Raw genomic sequence first — 19,836 nt, forward strand, 5'->3', positions numbered from 1 at the left:
GCAAAAAGGAAGCTACGTGACCACCATCATCACTGTCACCTCCGGCAAGGGCGGCGTCGGCAAGACGACGACCAGCGCCTCGATCGCCAGCGGCCTCGCGCTGCGCGGCTTCAAGACGGCCGTGATCGACTTCGACGTGGGCCTCAGGAACCTCGACCTGATCATGGGCTGCGAGCGCCGCGTGGTGTACGACTTCGTCAACGTCATCCAGGGCGACGCCAACCTGCACCAGGCGCTGATCAAGGACAAGCACTGCGACAACCTGTTCGTGCTGCCCGCCTCGCAGACGCGCGACAAGGACGCGCTCACCGAGGAAGGCGTGGAGAAGGTGCTGAAGGAACTCGAGCACCAGGGCTTCGACTACATCGTCTGCGATTCGCCGGCCGGCATCGAGCACGGCGCGGTGATGGCGCTGACCTTCGCCGACCAGGCGATCGTCGTCACCAACCCCGAGGTCTCGTCGGTGCGCGACTCCGACCGCATCCTCGGCATCATCCAGTCGAAGAGCCGCCGCGCGATCGAGGGCCGCGAGCCGGTCAAGGAGCATCTGCTGGTCACCCGCTATTCGCCCAAGCGCGCGGCCGAGGGCGAGATGCTGACCTACACCGACATCCAGGAACTGCTGCGGATCCCGCTGCTCGGCGTGATCCCCGAATCCGAAGCCGTGCTGCAGGCGTCCAACCAGGGCATTCCGGCGATCCACCAGAAGGGCACGCCGGTCGCCGACGCCTACCAGGACGCGATCGGCCGCTTCCTCGGCGAAGACCACCCGCTGCGCTTCGTCGAATACGAGAAGCCCGGCCTGATCAAGCGCCTGTTCGGAGGCAAGTGACATGTCCTGGCTCTCCCTCATTTTCGGCGAAAAGAAATCCACCGCCTCGGTCGCCAAGGAACGCCTGCAGCTCATCATCGCGCACGAACGCGCCGGCCTGTCCGGGCCGGAGTTCCTGCCCGACCTGCAGAAAGACCTGGTCGCGGTGATTTCCAAGTACTTCCCGGTGAACCCCGACGACATCAAGGTCGGACTCGAGAAGCAGGGCAACTACGAAGTGCTCGAAGTCAACATCGTGCTGCCCGAAGGCCGCTGAGCCAGACCGGCGGCCGTACCGCTTCCTATATTGAACGACAGGGCGTGCCGGTCCGCGACGGGACTGCGCATGTCCGATCGTTTCAAACCCGGGAGACCGCCATGGACCGCCTTCGCCTGCCCGCCCCCTCCGCCCGCGCCGGACTCGCCGCCGCGAGCCTCGTCCTCGGATGCGGCCTCGCCGCGCCCGCCCTTGCCGACGCGTCCGCCCGCGACAAGGAATTCACCGTGATCGCGGGCGCCGACGGCGATTACGAGCGCGCCGGCCTGAGCCTGCGGTTCGCGCCGGTCTGGACGGACACCTGGGGCCGCTGGAGGGCCGACGTCCGCCCCGAGCTGGAGCTGAGCCACCTGCGCTACACCGGCTCCCAGGCCGGGCCCGACACCCTGAACCTGGGCGGCGCGATCGCCCGCCTGCACCTCGCCCACGGCGAGGGCCGCATCCGCCCCTACGTCGAAGGCGGACTGGGCGTCGCGCTGTTCAGCCGCGACCGCCTCGGCGGCAAGGGCTTTTCCACCGACTTCCAGTTCTCCGAGCATGTCGGCTTCGGCGCCGAGCTGACGGGGCGAGGCTTTCTCGGCCTGCAGTACTCGCATTACTCCAACGCCGACATCGAGAAGCCGAACGACGGCCTCGATCTCGTGCAGGTCGTGCTCGGCGCGCGCTTTTAGCGCGCCGGACCCCGCACCACCCGGCGGACAGGCTCAGGCGGCGGCCGCTTCGATGGCGCCGACGTCGAGCCACACGCGCCCGGCCTCGACCCGGACCGGCAACGCCCGCGCGCAGCCTTCGTCGGGCGCGAGCGCGCAGCCGGTATCGAGTGCGACGTTCCAGTTGTGCATCGGGCAGGCCACCCTGCGGCCGTGCACGATGCCCTGCGACAGTGGCCCGCCCTTGTGCGGGCAGCGGTCCTCCAGCGCGAACACCGCGTCGTCGGCGGTACGGAAGACGGCGACGTCGACCATGCCGTGACGCACGACCCGGGCCCCCTGGCGTGGAATGTCGCTGACATCCAGGATGTCGATCCAGTTGTTCATCGTGATTTCCTTCATGCGCTGACGGTTTCGAATTCGTGCCTGAGCTTGCCCTCCGCGGCGCGCTCGACCCAGGGGTCGCGCTCGACGGAAAGCGCGAACAGCAGCCGCTCGTACAAGGCACGGCGGCCGTCGGCGTCGTCGACGACCTTCTGCTTCACGTAGTCGAGGCCGACGCGCTCGAGGTAATGCACCGTGCGGTCGAGGTAGCGCGCCTCCTCGCGGTAGAGCTGCAGGAAGGCGCCGGCATGCTCGATCACCTCGTCAGGCGTCTTCACCTTGACCAGGAATTGCGCGACCTCGGTCTTGATGCCGCCGTTGCCGCCGACGTAGATCTCCCAGCCGGAGTCGACGCCGATGATGCCGACGTCCTTGATCGCGACTTCGGCACAGTTGCGCGGGCAGCCGGACACGGCGAGCTTGACCTTGTGCGGCGCCCACATCTTGAAGAACACCTTCTCCAGGTCGATCCCCATGCGCGTCGAGTCCTGCGTACCGAAGCGGCACCACTCGGATCCGACGCAGGTCTTCACCGTGCGCAATGCCTTGCCGTAGGCATGACCCGACGGCATGTCGAGGTCCGCCCATACCTTGGGCAGGTCCGCCTTCTTCACCCCAAGCAGGTCGATGCGCTGGCCGCCGGTGATCTTGACGGTCGGGATCGCGTACTTCTCGGCGACCTCGGCGATGCGGCGCAGCTCGGCCGGCGTGGTCTGCCCGCCCCACATCCGCGGTACCACCGAGTAGCTGCCGTCGCGCTGGATGTTGGCGTGGGCGCGCTCGTTGATGAAGCGCGCCTGCGGATCGTCTTCCGCCTCGCCGGGCCAGCTCGAGATCAGGTAGTAGTTGAGCGCCGGCCGGCACGACGCGCAGCCGTCCGGGGTGCGCCATTCCATGAACTGCATGACCTGCGGGATCGTCAGCAGCCTGTTGTCGACGATCGCCGCGCGCACCGCCTCGTGGGTATGCTCGGTGCAGCCGCACATCGCTTTCGTCTTCGGTGCCGGCGAATAGTCGCCCCCCGCCGTGGCCGCGAGGATCTGCTCGACCAGCCCGGTGCAGGAGCCGCACGACGACGACGCCTTGGTGTGCTTCCTCACGTCCTCCAGCGTGAACAGCCCCTTCTCGCGGATCGCCTTGACGATGTCGCCCTTGCAGACGCCGTTGCAGCCGCATACCTCCATGTCGTCGGTCATCGCCGCGGCCTTGTTGATCCCCTGGTGGCCGAGGTTGCCGCAGTGGTCCTGGCCGAACATCAGGTGGTCGCGCAGTTCGGACACGTCCCTGCCGTCGCGCAGCAGGGAGAAATACCAGGCGCCGTCGACGGTATCGCCGACCATCACGCCGCCGACCAGCTTGTTGTCCTTGAGGACGAGCTTCTTGTAGACGCCGCCGATCGGGTCGGAATAGAGGATGGCCTCGGTGCCCTCGCCGCCGGCGAAGTCGCCGGCCGAAAACAGGTCGATCCCCGTCACCTTCAGCTTGGTCGAGGTGACCGAGCCCTGGTAGCGGCCGATGCCATGCAGCGCCAGGTGGTTGGCGCACACCTTGGCCTGCTCGAACAGCGGCGCGACCAGCCCGTAGGCGACGCCGCGGTGCGCGGCGCATTCGCCGATGGCATAGATGCGCGGATCGAAGGTCTGCATCGTGTCGTTCACCACGATGCCGCGGCTGCAGTGCAGGCCGGCCGATTCGGCGAGCGCCGTGCTGGGGCGGATGCCGACCGCCATTACCACGAGGTCCGCCGGGATGGCCTCGCCCTCCTTGAAGCGGACCGCCGCGACGCGCCCTCCTGGTCCAGCGACCAGCTCGGTGGTCTGCTTCTGCAGCAGGAACCGCAACCCCTTCTCCTCGAGGCTCTGCTGCAGCAGGCGCGCGGCCGGCTCGTCGAGCTGGCGCTCCATCAGCCACGGCCCGAGGTGCACCACGGTCACGTCCATGCCGCGCTTCATCAGGCCGTTGGCGGCTTCCAGCCCCAGCAAGCCGCCGCCGATGACGACGGCGTGGCGGTGCTGGGTCGACGCGCGGATCATCGCCTCGACATCGGCGATGTCGCGGAAACCGATCACGCCTTCGAGGTCGGCGCCGGGCACCGGCAGGATGAAGGGGTCGGACCCGGTCGCGAGCAGCAGGCGATCGTACGCCGCGCGCGTGCCGTCGTCGGCTTCGACCCGGCGCGCGGCGCGGTCGATCTGCACGACCTTCTTGCCGAGGTGCAGCGTGATGCCGTGCTCGCGGTACCAGTCGAGCGGATTCAGCACGATGTCGTCGACGGTCTGCTCTCCCGCCAGCACCGGCGACAGCAGGATGCGGTTGTAGTTGGGATGCGGCTCGGCGCCGAACACCGTGATGTCGTAAAGATCGGGGGCGAGCTTCAGCAGCTCTTCCAGCGTGCGAACGCCGGCCATGCCGTTGCCGACCATGACGAGCTTCATCCTGGGACCGCGCCCCATTGGCATACTCATGTCCATTTCACCACTCCAGGCAGAGGATTCGAAAGTGATGACCGAGATACGCCGTTGCATTCGGCCTGCTTGCCCCATCCCGAGCAAGCGTCATGCCACCGGGACGAGTCGGGGGGACCGCCCTGGATCTGACGGGGCATCAGGGCGCCCGCCCGCCGGTCCTCCGCCACCGTGCCGCACCACCACGGTGCAGCGGGCGGCGGCATGCACCGGTTTGCGCCGCCCCCCGTGCGGGTCGCGGGCCGGTCACGCCGCCGCCCGCCTGGCGGCGACGAGGCGCTTCAGCTCCGGCACGCACGAGCCGCATTCGGTTCCGCACTTGAGCGCGGATTGCAGCGCGGCAAGGTCGGCTCCGGCCGCGATCGCCGCAACGATGTCGGCCTCGCCGACGTCGAGGCAATTGCACACGATGCGTCCCCGCCCGCCGCCGCCCGCCGGCGGGCGGGCCACCGGCGCCAGCATCCACGCGCGCAGGGAGGCGGCCTCGACGCCTTCGACGACGGCGTCGCGCAGCCACGCGAAGGCCGCGGTCTCCCCCGTGAGGCGGGCGGCGACCACCTTGCCCTGTTCGACGCGCACCCGCTTGGCGACGCCGCGCTTGCGGTCCTGGTAGCGCATCACGGCAAGCGGGTCGTCGAGCCCGAGGGCGGCATCGAACGCCGCCAGCAGCGCTTCGGGCAAGGGTTCCGAATGCGCCAGCCGCAGCGTCAGCACGTCGCGCTCGCGCCCGGCCAATCCTGCCGCCGCGTAATCGCACGCCCGCAGCAGCGGCTGCACGGCGTCGAGCAGCGTGGTCCCGTCTCCGGCTGCAAGCGCCGCCATGCGCCAGGGCAGGTCCGCCCTGGCCACCTGGACCGCCGCGTGCTTGAGTTCGGGCTGCTTCGAAGCGGGATCGAAGAGCGGCAGCGTCAGTGCGTTGACGCCGTGACCGCCCATGAAGCGTGCGCCCCAGTGCATCGGCAGGAAGCACTGCCCCGGCCGGATGGCCTCGCTCGCTTCCGCCGCCACCACGACCTCGCCGCGGCGGCTCTTCACGCGGACCAGGTCGCCGTCCTTCAGGCGCCGCCGTTCCAGGTCGCTCGGATTCATGGCCAGCCGCGGCGCGTCGACGTGGGCGAACAATCGCGCTACGCGTCCGGTGCGGCTCATCGCGTGCCACTGGTCGCGCATCCGGCCGGTGTTGAGGTGCAGGGGATAGCGCGCGTCGATCGGCTCGGCCACCTGGCGATACGGCGCGGCGTGGAAGCGCGCACGGCCGCTGCCGGTCGGATAGACGCCGTCGCCATACAGACGCACCTGCCCCGCCGCAGCGCCGGCGGGGAACGGCCATTGCTGCGGCCCGGAATCGAGCATTTCCCAGGACAGCCCCGTGATGTCGAGATCGCGCCCGCGCGTCGTCTCGCGGTGCTCGTTGAACACGGCTTCGGCCGTCGCATAGGGAAACAGCCGCGGCCCGCGCGCCGGGTCGAGACGCCGCGCGAAGGCCGTGGCGATCGCCCAGTCGGCGCGCGCCTCGCCCGGCGGCGGCACGGCGGCGCGCACGCGCGCGATGCGCCGCTCGGAATTGGTCATGGTGCCGTCGGTCTCGCCCCAGGTCGAAGCCGGCAGCAGCACGTCGGCGTAGGCGGCGGTCTCGGTGTCCGCGTAGGCATCCTGCAGCACCACGCACTCTGCGGCCTGCAGCGCCTCGTGCACGCGGTTCTGGTCGGGCAGCGACTGCGCGGGATTGGTGCAGGCGATCCAGACCGCCTTGATCTCGCCGCGCCGGACCGCCTCGAACAGCTCGACGGCGGTCCGGCCGGGCCGCTCCGGAACCGCTTCCACGCCCCACAGGCGCGCCACCTCGGCGCGGTGTGCAGGGTTATCCAGGTCGCGATGGGCCGACAGCAGGTTGGCCATGCCGCCCACTTCCCGCCCGCCCATGGCGTTCGGCTGACCGGTGAGCGACAGCGGCGCGGCGCCGGGCCTGCCGATCTGTCCGGTGGCCAGATGGAGGTTGATCAGCGCGGCATTCTTGTCGACCCCGCAGCTCGACTGGTTGAGTCCCTGGCAGTACAGCGAAAGCGTCGGCCCCTGCGCGAACCAGCGCGCGGCCTGCACGATGTCGGCCACCGGCACGCCACAGATCGGCGCCACCTTCTCCGGCGTGTAGTCGCGCACCCGATCGCGCAGCGCCGCCCAGCCGTCGGTGTGCGCGGCGATGAACGCGCGATCGATCCACTCCTCCCACAGCATCACGTTGAGCATGGCGTGATAGAGCGCGACGTCGGTGCCGGGCAGGATCGCCAGATGCAGGTCGGCCTCCGCCGCGGTGTCGGTACGTCGCGGATCGACCACGATCAGCCTGAGGTCAGGATTGGCGCGGCGCGCGTCCTCGATGCGACGGAACAGGATGGGATGGGCATACGCCGGGTTGGAGCCGGCGACGAAGAGGGTGCCGGCGGATTCGATATCGTCGTAGCAGCCGGGCGGCGCATCGGCCCCCAGCGTGGCCTTGTAGCCGGCCACGGCAGACGACATGCACAGGCGCGAATTGGTGTCGACGTTGTTGGTGCCGATCAGGCCCTTGGCGAGCTTGTTGAAGACGTAATACGCCTCGGTGGTCAGCTGGCCGGAAATGTAGAACGCGACGGCGTCCGGGCCGTGTTCGCGGATGATGCGACGGAACCGGTCGGCCGCATGGTCGAGGGCCGTCTCCCAGTCGACCCGCTCGCGCGGCGCGCCCTTGTCGCGGCGCAGTTCCGGGACCCGCGCTCGCCCCGAGGCGGCGGCGGCCAGATGCAGCGTCGCGCCCTTGGTGCACAGGCGGCCGCGGTTGGCCGGATGCGCCGGGTCGCCGCGCACGCCGGTGATCTTCCCGGACTCGGCCTCGATCAGCACCCCGCAACCGGTGCCGCAGTAACAGCAGACAGACGTAACGACAGACATGAGGACTCCTTGCCCGGTCTGCCAGCAGGGCACGTGCCAGCGCCACACTCTTCTTTTGTTTCAGTCACTTGCGCGAATTTCCGGCGGCGCCGCGCGCGCGGCGCGCCCGCTTGCGGTGCGCGTCCGGCCCGGCCCGCTACAAAGTGGTGCCGGCGCCTCCGCCGGGGAGCGCCGTGTCGGCTTGCCCCTGTCGCCGCCGCCACTCCGCCGGCGCGACGCCGAAATGGCGCTTGAAGGCCCGGCTGAAGGCGGCTTCGGATTCGTAGCCCGTCTCGTCGGCAATGCCCTTCAGCGGCGCATCCGTCGTCTTCAGGCGCTGCGCGGCGAGGTGTAGCCGCCACGAGGTCAGGTAGCGCATCGGCGGCATCGCGAGGAAATGCCTGAAGCGCCCGCCCAGCGCCGTGCGTGACACACCGACCTGGCGTGCCAGGCGCGCCACGCTCCAGTCGTCCAGCGGCGCCCGGTGGAGGCACTTCAAGGCGCTGCCCACGATCGGATCGTTCGCCGCGGCGAACCAGCCGACTTCGTCGGCGGCGAGCGCCTGCATGTGGCGGCGCAGGATTTCGACGAACATCAGTTCCGTCAGCCGCGGCAGCATCGAGCGCGCCCCGGGGTCCGCGCCGCAGGCCTCCTGTGCGGTGTGGCGGATCGTGCTGGCGAGCCACTCGGCATCCGGGTTGCGCCGCGGCCCGGCGTGCATCAGAGCGGGCAGGTGGCGCAGCAGCGGGTGGAACAGCAGTTCGTCGCACTGCACGAAGCCGCAGACGATGCGCGTCCGCGCGCCGTCGCCGCCGTGCCGCACCCGCAGGATGTCTGGCCAGGGCGGCGGCGGCAGCAGCTCGGTCGCCGGCGCCGGCGAGGCCGCCTCGCGTCCGCGCAGGACGTGCACGTCGCCATACGGCAGCAGCACCGCATCGCCCGCCTCCAGCCATGCCGGCGGGTGTCCTTTCAATTCCAGCCAGCAACCGCCCTCGGCGACGATGTGGAAGGGGATGATGTGCTCGGTGCGAAACGGCAGCATGCGCGACAGGTCGCAGGCGGGCGGCGACACCAGCCCCCACGGCTCGTGGAACTCGGTGCTGAACAGCACGACGCCCGACAGGTGCATGCTGGCGAGCAGGTCGGACAGCAGGTCCGCCGGCACCGCTCCCGGCGTTTCGGGCAAAACTCTTGGCGTTTCGGTCATGGTCGCACGCGCGTGAATCGCTAAGGTTGATAGTAGGCAATGCGGCCGACAAACGGGCGTCCGGCCCGACGGCCGCCGCCCGTTTGTCGCAACCCCGATCCGCAGGAGGCCCATCATGGACACCACACTGAACGAAATAGTCGTGCATGTCGACGAACCCGTCGACGAGACCCTGTTCGCCGAGCTCGAGCGCGGCATCCGGCAGGACCGCGGGGTCGTCTCGGTGGGGCGGCATCCGGGCCGCGAGCACCTGATGGTGGTCGTCTACGACGCGGACGTCGCGCGCGCCTCCACCCTGCTGCACACGTTCCAGGAACGCGGCCTGCATGCGCAACTGATCGGCATGTAGGCGCACGCGCCTTCTTTTGACCCGAGGAGAGAGACCAATGACAACGACCCCCCCCCTGTCACCCGAAATGAGCGCCCTCAAGGCACGCCTCAAGGCGACGTGGATGGCCGGCGACTACGGCCATTTCGCCCGTTACCTCGAAGCCGGCGCCATGGACTTCTTTCCCGCCCTCGGTATCGGGCCGGGCACGCGCGTCCTCGACGTGGCATGCGGCGCCGGCCAGCTGGCCCTTCCGGCCGCGCGCGTGGGTGCCGCCGTCACCGGCGTCGATATCGCCAGCAACCTGATCGACCAGGCGCGCGCGCGCGCCCGGGCCGAAGGGCTGGCCATCCGCTTCGACGAAGGCGACGCCGAGGAACTGCCGTATGACGATGCGGCCTTCGACGTCGTCTTCAGCCTCATCGGCGCCATGTTCGCGCCCCGGCCCGAACGGGTGGCGGCCGAGCTGATCCGGGTGTGCCGGCCCGGCGGCCGCATCGTGATGGGGAACTGGACGCCGGGCGGTTTCGTCGGCCAGATGTTCAAGGCCACCGCCAAGCACGTCCCGCCCCCGCCCGGCATGCCGTCTCCGGTGCTCTGGGGCGACGAGGCGACCGTGCGCGAGCGCCTCGGCGGCGGCGCGACCGACTTCCGCGTGGCGCGCCGGATGTACCCGCTCGAGTATCCGTTCCCGCCGGCCGACGTGGTCGATTTCTTCTTCACCTATTACGGCCCCACCAACCGGGCCTTCGCCGCGCTCGACGCCGGCGGCCAGGCGGCCCTGCGCAGCGACCTCGAGCAGCTGTGGTCCGAGCACAACCGTGCCGACGGCGGCGGCACGGCGGTCGCGGCCGAATATCTGGAGGTCGCGGCGACGCGCGCCTGATCGTCCCCGCCGACGCGGGGCTTGAGTTGTCCTGCAAGTACGGCACAATGCGTGCATTCCGCCCGTTGCACGCGTCACTGTGCTGAAGAAAATCCACGTCAACAACCTGCGTCCGGGGATGCACCTCCATGAGCTGGTCGGCCCGTGGATGTCGCACCCGTTCTGGCGCAGCAAGTTCGTCCTGACGGACCCCGCGGACATCCGGCGCATCGTCGAAAGCGGCATCACGGAAGTCTGGATCGATGCCTCGAAGGGACTGGACGTCGCGGATGCACCCACGGGCGTGCCGGAGCCTTCGGTGAGCGACATGCTGATGGAGGCGGAGGTGCGCCAGCCGGTCGCGGCGCCCAGGCAGACCTCGATGAGCGAAGAGCTCAAGCGCGCCGCCATGATCTGCGCCAAGGCGCGCCACGCGGTGGTCGCGATGTTCCAGGAAGTGCGCATGGGCAAGGCGATCAGCGCCGAGGCGGCCGGCGAGCTGGTCGAGGAGATTTCCTCGTCGGTGCTGCGCAATCCGGGCGCGCTGATCAGCCTGGCGCGCCTGAAGACCGCCGACGACTACACCTACATGCACTCGGTCGCGGTCTGCGCGTTGATGGTCGCGCTCGCGCGCCAGCTCGGCCTGGACGACGGCGCGGTGCGCGAGGCGGGCATGGCCGGCCTGCTGCACGACCTCGGCAAGGCCTTGATGCCGATGGACGTGCTCAACAAGCCGGGCAAGCTGTCCGACGACGAATTTCGCATCATCAAGAGCCATCCGGTCGCCGGGCACCGCCTGCTGGTCGACGGCGGGACCGCCAGCGACGTCGTGCTGGACGTCTGCCTGCACCACCATGAAAAGGTCGACGGCAGCGGGTATCCGGACCGCCTCACCGGCGACCAGACGACCCTGTTCGCCAAGATGGGGGCGGTCTGCGACGTCTACGACGCGATCACCTCCAACCGGCCCTACAAGGCGGGCTGGGACCCCGCCGAGTCGCTGCGCAGGATGACCGAATGGAGCAAGGGTCATTTCGACGAGCGGGTGTTCCAGGCCTTCGTCAAGAGCATCGGCATCTATCCGGTCGGCTCGCTGGTCAGGCTCGACTCCGGCCGCCTCGCGGTGGTCATCGAGCAATCCGAGAAGTCGCTGCTGGCGCCACGCGTGAAGGCGTTCTTCTCCACCCGGTCGCGAACCTACATCGTGCCGGAGGTGCTCGACCTGTCGCGCCCCGGCGTGGTCGACAAGATCGTCGGCCGCGAGGATGCCGCCCAGTGGGGCATCCAGAACCTCGACGCGCTCTGGACCAGCTGAGCGGACCCGCATCCGGCCGCACGGTCAGGGCGGCGTTCGCCGCAGCCATGCCTTGCGCACTTCCTCGGCCATCGCCAGCGCCAGCCCCAGCGCGCCCTCCCATACCGCCGCGCTGACCGGTGCGGTACCGAACAGCCAGTTGCCCGCCGCCGTATAGGCGATGAACAGCAGGAGCGCCAGCTCCGCCGCGACCCCGAGCAGGATGAGGGGATTGGATAACAGGCCGAATGCGAACAGCGACCGGCGCGGATGGCGGCACAGGAAGACGTTCACCGCCTGCATGACCACGATGGTCGCCAGGCAGGCCGTGGTCGCCTCGAGATAGAGCGGCGCGGTATGCGCGAGCCGCTCGCCGTAGCGCCAGCCCGCATCGGCCAGCACGCAGAGGAACACCGCCATCGCGCCCGCCGCCTCCAGCAGGCCGAGAAAAAGGTAGGCGCGCCCGATGAGCCCCCACGAAAGCAGGCGCTCCCGCCGCGCGCGCGGCGGGCGCCGCATGACACCGGGATCGGGCCGCTCCGCACCCAGCGCGAGCGCGGGCAGCATGTCGGTGCCGAGGTCGACCGCCAGGATCTGGATGATCGTCAGCGGCAGCGGGATGCCGAACAGCACGAACGCCAGGTAGGGCACGAGCTCGGGGATGTTCGAGGTCAGGATGTAGGTGAGGAACTTGCGCAGGTTGTCGAACACCGCCCGCCCCTCCTCGATCGCCGCGACGATGCTGGCGAAATTGTCGTCGAGCAGGATCATGTCGGCCGCCTCGCGTGCGACGTCGGTTCCGGCCACCCCCATCGCGATGCCGATGTCCGCAGCCCTCAGCGCCGGGGCGTCGTTGACGCCGTCGCCGGTCACCGCGACGATCTCGCGCTTCTTCTGCAGCGCCTCGACGATGCGCATCTTCTGCTCGGCGGCAACGCGGGCGAACAGGATTTCGGGCGCGTCGAGCGCCAGCTGGAGCTGCGCCGGCGACAGGTGGTCCAGCGCGTCGCCGCCGACGACGAGCGGCTGCGCCCCCTTCACCAGGCCGATCTCGCGCGCGATCGCGAGCGCCGTGTGGGGATGGTCGCCGGTGACCATGACGACGCGGATGCCCGCCGCCGCGCAGCGCGCGATGGCGTCGGCCACCTCCGGGCGCGGCGGATCCTCGAGCCCGACGAGGCCGGACAGCGTCAGGCCGCGCTCCTCGTCGGGCAGCCCGTCGGGCGCCGGCGCGTGGGCGAAGGCCAGCACCCGCAGGCCGGCCTTCGCCATCTCGTCCTGCGCGGCAAGCACGCGGTCACGCGCGGTCGCATCCAGCGGCGTCACGCGCCCCGCCAGCTGCACGCCGTCGCATGCGGCAAGCACCGTCTCGAGCGCACCCTTGCAATAGAGCATCGGGCCCTGCGGCGTGTCGCAGCGCACCGACATGCGCTTGCGCTCGGTGTCGAACGGAATCTCGTCGCGCCGCACGAAACCCTCGAGCGCACCCGCCACCTCGCGCCCCATCGTGGCCAGCGCGACCTCCATCGGATCGCCGAGCCAGTCGCGCGCGCCGCCCCGTTCGACCGCCTTGAGGGTATGGCACACCGCCGCATCGACGAACAGCGCGAGATGATCGGCGCCGATGTCCGGCCGCGCGGCGACCCCCTGCGCCGTGAAGGCTTCGCCGCCCAGCCACAGGCGGCGCACCGCCATGCGGTTCTGCGTCAGCGTGCCGGTCTTGTCGGACAGGATCACGGTGGTCGAGCCGAGCGCCTCGACCGCCGGCAGGTGGCGCATCAGCGCGTTGCGCCGCGCCATGCGCTGCGTCGCCATGGCGAGCGACAGCGTCACCGTCGGCAGCAGGCCCTCGGGCACGTTGGCGACGATGATGCCGATGGCAAACAGCAGGTTTTCCCAGAACGGCAATCCGAGCGCCTGGCCGATGAAGAAGAACACCCCGCCGAGGGTCGTCGCGAGCACGGCGACGATGCGCGACAGGCGCGCAATCTCGCGCTGCAGCGGCGACGTCGTCGCTCCGGCCGTCTGCGTGAGGTGGGCGATGCGGCCGAACTCGGTGCGCATGCCGGTCGCCGCCACCACCGCGCGGGCCTCGCCTGAGACCACGGAGGTGCCGGCGAGCACGAGGTTCTTCGCCTGCAGCGTCGGGACGGGCGGACGGGGTCCGGCATCGCGCGCCTGCGGCAGCGATTCGCCGGTCAGCGTGGAGAGATTGACGCGCAGGGCGAAGGCTTCGATGAGACGGCAGTCGGCCGGCACGCAATCGCCTTCCGCCAAAAGCACGATGTCGCCCGGCACCAGCTCGCTCGCGCGCAGCTGCACGACCGCGCCGCCGCGCAGCGCCCGCACCTGCTGCGGCAGCAGGCGGCGCAGCGCGGCGACGGCGCGCTCGGCGCGGTATTCCTGCCAGAACGAGAATGCGCCGTTGATGAGGATGACGCCGACGATGGCAACGCCGAGCCGCCCCATGCCCTGGCCGGGGTCGAAGGCTTCGGCGGCAAACGCCAGGCCCGCCCCGACCCACAGGATGAGGGCGAAGAAATGCGTGAACTCGCGGGCGAAGCGCAACAGCAGGTGCTCGCGGCCGATCTCTTCGACGAGGTTCGGGCCGAATTCGGCCAGCCGGCGCCGGGCCTCGGCCCCGGTCAGCCCGTCCGCCGACGTGTGCAGGCCGGCCAGTGCCTGCTCGGCGGCCTGGCTCTGAATGTGCGCGGGGAGCGGGGCGGTGGCATCCACGCCTCCAGCATAGACAGCATAAGGAGACGCGGGCGTCTTGATTTATCGGCACCCGGACCTAGATTGAGATCAGCACCGCCGGCCCGGTGAAACCCGCATTCCGATCCGTTCCCGAGAGGAGAAAGACATGGCCAACCTCACCCGCTACGATCCCTTTCATCTCACCCGCTTCGACCCCTTCGGCGATTTCGACGACCTGTTCCGGGGCTTCTTCGTCCGCCCCGTGGCGTTCGAGGGCCAGCCGCAGATGCAGATCAGGATGGACCTGAAAGAGGACGACACTGCGTACACCGTGCATGCCGACATCCCCGGCGTGAAGAAGGAAGACATCCACGTCAGCATCGAAGGCAACCAGGTCTCGATCAGCGCCGAAACCAAGATCGAGAAGGAAGAAAAGAAGGGCGAGAAAGTGCTGCGCTCCGAACGCTACGTCGGCAAGGTCGCCCGCAGCTTCACGCTGGCCCACGACGTCGACGATTCGAAGGCGCAGGCGAAATACAGCGACGGCGTGCTGGAACTGACCCTGCCGAAGAAGGCGGCGAGCTCTGCCAGGAAACTGGCGATCGAGTAAGCGCACGGCGTCCCGCGCAGGCGGCGCCTCTCACGGGCGCCGTTTCCTTGTCACGGCCGCCAACACGCCATTTCCGCTCTCCGCATGGAAATCCTGCTGCTGACCGGCCTGATCCTGCTGAACGGGGCGTTCGCCATGTCCGAGATCGCCCTCGTGACGGCGCGGCGGGCGCGCCTTGCGCGTCTCGCCGAGGAGGGCGACGCCGGCGCGGCGGCGGCCGTGACGCTGCACGACGATCCGACGCGCTTTCTGTCGACGGTACAGGTCGGCATCACCTCGATCGGCATCCTCAACGGCATCATCGGCGAGGCCGTCCTCGCCGAGCCCCTGTCGGCATGGCTGCGGTCGCTCGGCGTGGACAGCGAAGCCAGCCGCATCGGGGCGACCGCGCTGGTGGTCGTCGTCATCACCTACCTCTCGATCGTCGTCGGCGAACTGGTGCCCAAGCGCCTCGGCCAGTTCAATCCGGAGGGGGTCGCACGCCGCGTGGCGCGCCCGATGCGCCTGCTGGCGGCCGCCGCCCAGCCGTTCGTACGCCTGCTCTCGGCGTCGACCGACACGATCCTCCGCCTGCTCGGCCGGCAGGAATCGAGCGAGGCCGGCGTGATCGAGGAGGAGATCCACGCGCTGCTCGAAGAAGGCTCGGAAACCGGCGCGATCGAACAGCAGGAACGCGAGATGGTGCGCAACGTGTTCAGGCTCGACGCCCGTCCGATCAACTCGCTGATGACGCCGCGTGCCGACATCGTTTATCTCGACACCACGCGTCCGCTCGACGACAACCTGCGGCGCGTCGCCGAGTCCGAGCATTCGCGCTTCCCGGTATGCAAGGGCAGCCTCGACGACGTGCTCGGCATCGTCACGGCGAAGCAGCTGCTCGACCAGACGCTGCGCGGCGGCCGCCCCGATCTCGCGGCGCAGCGGATGCCGGCGGTCTTCGTGCCGGAGAGCCTGACGGGCATGGACCTGCTCGAACAGTTCCGGGCCTCGGACGCGCACCTGGTGCTGGTGATCGACGAATATGGCGAGATCAACGGCCTCGTGACCCTGCAGGACGTGCTCGAGGCGGTGACCGGCGAGTTCACGCCGCGCAACCTGGAGGATGCCTGGGCGGTCCCGCGCGAGGACGGATCCTGGCTGCTCGACGGCCTGATCCCGCTCCCCGAACTCAAGGACCGGCTCGGCCTCCGGCACGTTCCCGACGAGGACCGCGGCCGCTATCACACCTTGAGCGGCCTGGTGATGTGGCTGTCGGGCCGGCTGCCGCAGACCGGCGACGTGCTGACCTGGGAGCACTGGCGGCTGGAGGTCGTCGACCTCGACGGCAAGCGCATCGACAAGGTGCTGGCCACGCCGCTCCCGCCCGAGGCGGCGCCTTCGGCCGCGCCGGACTCGGTCGACGCGAACTGAATGCGGCCCCCCCGAACGGCGGGGGGCTTCCATCGCCGGCGGGATATGTGGTTAGAATGAAAAGACCATCGCCCGGCGGCGATATCTCCCCTTCCCTTGGACACCGATCGCGACTCGATGCCCCTGCCCAGCCCCCTGCCCAGCCCCCTGCCCAGCCCCCTGCCCAGCCCCCTGCCCGCCCCCAGCCCGTCCGTCCGGGGGCACCGCCGATGAAGCCGAACTGCACGAACGTGGAGTGGCAGGGCCGCTCCCGATGCGCGGTCTGCGAAATCCGCAATTCGGTCCTGTTCTCGGGGCTGACCCCGCAGGAGCTCGACGCCATCCTGCAGCCCATCGACAACCTGCATGTCCCGCAATCCGCCGTGCTCTACGAGCAGGGCGCGGCGGCACCGAGCGTCTACACGCTGCGCAGCGGCATCCTCAAGCTCAGGATCGACCTGCCCAACGGCGGCCAGCGCATCGTCCGCCTGCTGCGGCCCGGCGACGTGGCGGGCATGGAGACGCTGGTCGGCGAACGCTACCACCACACGGCGATCGCGCTGCGCGACGCCGACGTCTGCCGCATTCCGCGCGAGGTCGTCGTACAGCTCGACCGCACCAGCCCGGCCGTGCACCAGGCGCTGATGCAACGCTGGCAGCGCTCGGTCGACCAGGCCGAACACTGCATCGTGTCGCTCTCCACCGGCACCGCGGAGGCCCGCATGGCGCGGCTGCTGGTCATGCTGGGCTGCAGCGGCAACCAGCCGGAAACGATGCCCAGCCGCGAGGACATGGGCGCGCTGCTCGGCGTCACCACCGAAACCGCCAGTCGCATCATGGCCGAGTTCAAGCGCCGCGGGCTGGTCCACGCGGACCGCGGCAACGAAGTCGTCTGCGATCACGCCGGGCTGGTCCGGCTGGCGCAGGGCTGAACGCCTGTTGTCGAATAGCCACAATGTGGCATTGACAATTGTCAATTCGCCGCTTGGCCATGCCGAGCCGCCGGTAGAATCGGCCCATGCCTTTTTGTCCTGACCAACAAGAGCGGGGCCCGCAAGGGATGCCCGCCTGCACACCCCTGACGGAGAATCCATGAAGTCTTCCCTGAAGCCGCTCGCGGCCTGCATGGCCACGCTGTTCAGCGCCACGTCGTTCAACGCCTGGGGCGCACCGCCGTCGCCGCCGCCGGTGCAGAACCAGAACCAGAACGCGGCCGGGACCCCGGGCACGGCGCCGGTCACGACCCCGGTGGCGCCGGTGCTGGCGACCCGCCCGACTCCGCCCGTCTTCCCGCCGATGCCGAGCGAGTTCGTCGGCCTGCCCTGGGGCTCCTTCCTGGTCTTCCCCGAGGTGTCGCTTGCCGCGACCTACGACGACAACATCTACGCCGAACGCCCGGACGGCTCCCTGCACAGCTACCTGAGCGAAGACGTCGTCTATACGCTGTCGCCGTCCGTCGCCGTCAAATCGAAGTGGACGCGGCATGCGCTGAACTTCGATGCCGGCGGCGACTTCGACCGCTACCGGAAGCACGACGCGGAAAACGTCGACGACTACTGGCTCGGCTTCGACGGCCGCTACGACATCAGCCCGAACACCAACGTCTTCGGCGGCGCCCGCCACTCGCGCGACCACGAGGACCGGTCGACGCCCGGCAGCAACCTGTCGCAGGTCGAGCCGACGCGCTACGACCACGAGGAAGCCCACCTCGGGATTTCGCATGCGTTCGGCGCCTTCCGCCTGCGCGCCGGCGGCACCTGGGACCAGTACGACTACCTGAACGGCGCGCTGCCGAGCGGCGCGACGGTCAACAACGACTACCGCGACTACAACCTCGGCTCGCTGGGCGTGCGCCTGGGCTACGTGCTGTCGCCGCAATACGAGGTCTTCGGCCAGGTGTCGACCGACACGCGCCGCTACGACAACCTGATTCCCGGCCAGACCTTCAACCGCGACTCCGACGGCTACCGTGCCGCGGCCGGCCTGAAGTTCACCCTGCAGCCGCAGCGCATCGCGGGCGAGGCCTTCGCCGGCGTGATGCAGCAGAACTTCGATTACAGCGGCTTCTCCGACATCAACAAGCCCTACTTCGGCGCGCTGGTCGCGTGGAAGCCGACGTCGCAGACGACCGCGACGGCTTTCATCGACCGTTCGCTGGAAGAGACCGTCGTGTTCGGCAACGGGGTCTATGCGTCCAGCTCGACCGACACCACCTACGGCTTCGAGGTCGAGCGCCACCTCACCAGCAAGTTGTCGGCCAACGGCCGCGCCGCCTACACCCGCAGCCAGTTCAACGACTTCGACCGCCTCGACAAGATCATCGACGCCGGCGCCGGCCTGCGCTACTACGTGATGCCGACCGTCTACCTCGGCGCCGACCTGCGCATCGTCGACCGCGCCTCCAGCTTCCAGAACGCCCAATACAGCCGCAACCAGGTCATGTTCAGCGTCGGCTACACGCCGGCGCGCAGCCGCGACTATTCGATCATTCCCGAGCAGGAAGCCGGCGCGCCCGAGGCGCCGCGCGCGCAGGGCCTCTACTCGGGCTTCTACCTCGGTGCCCAGCTGGGCCACGGCGGGCTGACCACGTCGACGCGGGGCTCGCGCGACAACGGCACCGGCTACGACTGGGGCGAAATGGGCGCCTTCGGCGCCAGCTACGGCGTCTTCGGCGGCTGGGGCACCGAGCTTGCCGACAACTGGTACCTCGGCGTCGAGGTCGACGCCGGCGACAGCACGGCCGGCTGGTATCACAGCAAGGCGAAGGGCGACGCGCGCACCCAGTCCGTCGACAAGGACGCCAACTATGGCGCCAGCCTGCGCGCCGGCTACCTGTTCGACGGCGGCATGCTGTACGGCAAGCTCGGCGCGGTGCGCACGCGCTTCCATACCTATTACACCGAGAACCAGTATGCGGCGACCGGCGCCTCCGACCAGGACCGCACCGACACCGGCACCCGCCTCGGGCTCGGCCTGGAAATCCCGGCTTCGCGCAACCTGTTCGTGCGCACCGACTACAGCGTCACCCGCTACGGCAGCTACGGCGTGACCTACCAGTCCGACAACGCGCCGGTCACCTACACCACCGACTCGTTCCGGAACAACGACGCCGTCTTCAGCCTCGGCCTCGGCTGGCGCTTCGGCGGCCAGCGTCCGGCCGTCGCGACGCGCCCGGCTTCCGAGCACGACGGCGTCTACATGGGCGCGAGTCTTGGCCACGGCGTGCTCGGCACGAACCTCACGGGCACGCAGTGGGACGGAAGCCCGCCTTCGGGCCCCTACAGCTTCACCGGCGACTTCGCCCGCCAGGGCTTCACCGGCGGCATCTTCGCCGGCTACGGCCATACCTTCAGGCAGGTCTACGTCGGCCTCGAGCTCGAGGGCGAGGCGGCGAACTTCGGCTGGGAGCATCAGCGCGCCGCCGGTGGCGGCGGCGGCGGCCGCGACTTCGCCGCCGACAAGCGCGGCGGCTACGGCGCCGGCGTGCGGCTCGGCTATGTGCTGCCCAACGGCAGCCTGCTCTACGGTCGCATCGGCGAGGTGCGGACGCGCTTCAACACCTACTACCACCGCGGCAACGGTCCGGAGGTCAACCAGAGCGACACCCTGGACGGCCTGCGCGTCGGGCTCGGCGCCGAGATTCCGGCCACGCAGAACACCTTCATCCGCATGGACTACAGCTATACGCGCTACAACGATGCGGTCAACGTCAGCCCGACGCAACCCGCGGCGGACGTGATGAGCTTCGACAACACGGAAAGCCTGGCCCGCCTCGGGTTCGGCTATCGCTTCTGACCGGGGGAAGCGCGACGATCCGATCGCAGCGAAATTGCGAAATGTCAGTGCAAATCTTAAAAAGATTACTTAATTTTCAATTGAAGTAAAAAAGAAATTTGCGCGCCGGCCGCCGGTCGGACGCAAATGTTGACGCGTAAATTTTCACAATGGAGAG

15 protein-coding genes are annotated in these 19,836 nt (G+C 69.3%); 10 read left to right on the plus strand and 5 right to left on the minus strand.

The window, feature by feature from the left end:
* The first annotated feature begins 16 nt into the window (after nucleotides 1–16).
* The 3 genes from minD to VA613_RS12265 all read left to right on the plus strand — a co-directional run bounded on the left by minD (nucleotide 17) and on the right by VA613_RS12265 (nucleotide 1,759).
* A complete protein-coding gene (gene minD / locus VA613_RS12255; RefSeq protein ID WP_324779297.1) occupies nucleotides 17–832 on the plus strand; it encodes a septum site-determining protein MinD in 816 nt (271 codons plus the stop codon).
* Nucleotide 833: 1 nt separating this feature from the next.
* Nucleotides 834–1,088, plus strand: coding sequence for a cell division topological specificity factor MinE (gene minE, locus VA613_RS12260; protein WP_324779298.1), 255 nt, complete (start codon nucleotides 834–836; stop codon nucleotides 1,086–1,088).
* Between the two features lie 101 nt (nucleotides 1,089–1,189).
* A complete protein-coding gene (locus VA613_RS12265) occupies nucleotides 1,190–1,759 on the plus strand; it encodes an acyloxyacyl hydrolase (protein ID WP_324779299.1) in 570 nt (189 codons plus the stop codon).
* Between the two features lie 33 nt (nucleotides 1,760–1,792).
* Here VA613_RS12265 and nirD read toward each other — a convergent pair whose 3' ends face one another.
* The 4 genes from nirD to VA613_RS12285 all read right to left on the minus strand — a co-directional run bounded on the left by nirD (nucleotide 1,793) and on the right by VA613_RS12285 (nucleotide 8,701).
* A complete protein-coding gene (nirD, locus tag VA613_RS12270) occupies nucleotides 1,793–2,125 on the minus strand; it encodes a nitrite reductase small subunit NirD (protein ID WP_324779300.1) in 333 nt (110 codons plus the stop codon).
* An 11-nt stretch (nucleotides 2,126–2,136) separates the two neighbouring features.
* Nucleotides 2,137–4,557, minus strand: coding sequence for a nitrite reductase large subunit NirB (nirB, locus tag VA613_RS12275; protein WP_324779301.1), 2,421 nt, complete (start codon nucleotides 4,555–4,557; stop codon nucleotides 2,137–2,139).
* A 276-nt stretch (nucleotides 4,558–4,833) separates the two neighbouring features.
* Nucleotides 4,834–7,515 carry a nitrate reductase gene (locus tag VA613_RS12280; protein WP_324779302.1) on the minus strand — a complete coding sequence of 894 codons (2,682 nt, stop codon included), beginning with the start codon at nucleotides 7,513–7,515 and terminating at the stop codon, nucleotides 4,834–4,836.
* A 136-nt stretch (nucleotides 7,516–7,651) separates the two neighbouring features.
* Entirely contained in the window at nucleotides 7,652–8,701 is a 1,050-nt protein-coding gene (locus VA613_RS12285; RefSeq protein WP_324779303.1) for an AraC family transcriptional regulator, read from the minus strand.
* Between the two features lie 115 nt (nucleotides 8,702–8,816).
* Here VA613_RS12285 and VA613_RS12290 point away from each other — a divergent pair, with 115 nt between their 5' ends.
* The 3 genes from VA613_RS12290 (at nucleotide 8,817) to VA613_RS12300 (ending at nucleotide 11,209) form a co-directional block, all read left to right on the plus strand.
* The gene (locus VA613_RS12290) at nucleotides 8,817–9,050 is read left to right on the plus strand and encodes a hypothetical protein (RefSeq protein ID WP_324779304.1); all 234 of its coding nucleotides are present in this window, start codon (nucleotides 8,817–8,819) and stop codon (nucleotides 9,048–9,050) included.
* A 67-nt stretch (nucleotides 9,051–9,117) separates the two neighbouring features.
* A complete protein-coding gene (locus VA613_RS12295; protein WP_324779305.1) occupies nucleotides 9,118–9,915 on the plus strand; it encodes a methyltransferase domain-containing protein in 798 nt (265 codons plus the stop codon).
* Nucleotides 9,916–9,994: 79 nt separating this feature from the next.
* Nucleotides 9,995–11,209, plus strand: a complete 1,215-nt coding sequence (locus VA613_RS12300) for an HD-GYP domain-containing protein (RefSeq protein ID WP_324779306.1) — start codon at nucleotides 9,995–9,997, stop codon at nucleotides 11,207–11,209.
* Nucleotides 11,210–11,233: 24 nt separating this feature from the next.
* On the opposite strand, the gene VA613_RS12305 is transcribed toward VA613_RS12300, so the two are convergent.
* Complete coding sequence (locus VA613_RS12305) at nucleotides 11,234–13,924, minus strand: cation-translocating P-type ATPase (RefSeq protein ID WP_324779307.1); 2,691 nt, start codon at nucleotides 13,922–13,924, stop codon at nucleotides 11,234–11,236.
* Nucleotides 13,925–14,051: 127 nt separating this feature from the next.
* On the opposite strand from VA613_RS12305, the gene VA613_RS12310 reads away from it, so the two are divergent.
* From VA613_RS12310 to VA613_RS12325, 4 genes are all read left to right on the plus strand, one after another.
* Nucleotides 14,052–14,495: an Hsp20/alpha crystallin family protein gene (locus tag VA613_RS12310; protein ID WP_324779308.1), complete on the plus strand. Its 444-nt coding sequence runs from the start codon at nucleotides 14,052–14,054 to the stop codon at nucleotides 14,493–14,495.
* 84 nt (nucleotides 14,496–14,579) lie between these two features.
* Entirely contained in the window at nucleotides 14,580–15,905 is a 1,326-nt protein-coding gene (locus tag VA613_RS12315) for a hemolysin family protein (protein ID WP_324779309.1), read from the plus strand.
* Between the two features lie 209 nt (nucleotides 15,906–16,114).
* Nucleotides 16,115–16,816, plus strand: coding sequence for a Crp/Fnr family transcriptional regulator (locus VA613_RS12320; protein ID WP_324779310.1), 702 nt, complete (start codon nucleotides 16,115–16,117; stop codon nucleotides 16,814–16,816).
* 160 nt (nucleotides 16,817–16,976) lie between these two features.
* The gene (locus tag VA613_RS12325; protein ID WP_324779311.1) at nucleotides 16,977–19,679 is read left to right on the plus strand and encodes an outer membrane beta-barrel protein; all 2,703 of its coding nucleotides are present in this window, start codon (nucleotides 16,977–16,979) and stop codon (nucleotides 19,677–19,679) included.
* Nucleotides 19,680–19,836 lie beyond the last annotated feature (157 nt).

The sequence above is a fragment of the Thiobacillus sp. SCUT-2 genome (assembly GCF_035621355.1).
Taxonomy (GTDB): domain Bacteria; phylum Pseudomonadota; class Gammaproteobacteria; order Burkholderiales; family Thiobacillaceae; genus Thiobacillus; species Thiobacillus sedimenti.

Coding starts and splice junctions, on each gene's coding strand:
- minE (WP_324779298.1), top strand. CDS start 834: ATGTCCTGGCTCTCCCTCATTTTCGGCGAAAAGAAATCCACCGCCTCG.
- VA613_RS12265 (WP_324779299.1), top strand. CDS start 1,190: ATGGACCGCCTTCGCCTGCCCGCCCCCTCCGCCCGCGCCGGACTCGCC.
- nirD (WP_324779300.1), bottom strand. CDS start 2,125: ATGAACAACTGGATCGACATCCTGGATGTCAGCGACATTCCACGCCAG.
- nirB (WP_324779301.1), bottom strand. CDS start 4,557: ATGAAGCTCGTCATGGTCGGCAACGGCATGGCCGGCGTTCGCACGCTG.
- VA613_RS12280 (WP_324779302.1), bottom strand. CDS start 7,515: ATGTCTGTCGTTACGTCTGTCTGCTGTTACTGCGGCACCGGTTGCGGG.
- VA613_RS12285 (WP_324779303.1), bottom strand. CDS start 8,701: ATGACCGAAACGCCAAGAGTTTTGCCCGAAACGCCGGGAGCGGTGCCG.
- VA613_RS12290 (WP_324779304.1), top strand. CDS start 8,817: ATGGACACCACACTGAACGAAATAGTCGTGCATGTCGACGAACCCGTC.
- VA613_RS12295 (WP_324779305.1), top strand. CDS start 9,118: ATGAGCGCCCTCAAGGCACGCCTCAAGGCGACGTGGATGGCCGGCGAC.
- VA613_RS12310 (WP_324779308.1), top strand. CDS start 14,052: ATGGCCAACCTCACCCGCTACGATCCCTTTCATCTCACCCGCTTCGAC.
- VA613_RS12315 (WP_324779309.1), top strand. CDS start 14,580: ATGGAAATCCTGCTGCTGACCGGCCTGATCCTGCTGAACGGGGCGTTC.
- VA613_RS12320 (WP_324779310.1), top strand. CDS start 16,115: ATGAAGCCGAACTGCACGAACGTGGAGTGGCAGGGCCGCTCCCGATGC.
- VA613_RS12325 (WP_324779311.1), top strand. CDS start 16,977: ATGAAGTCTTCCCTGAAGCCGCTCGCGGCCTGCATGGCCACGCTGTTC.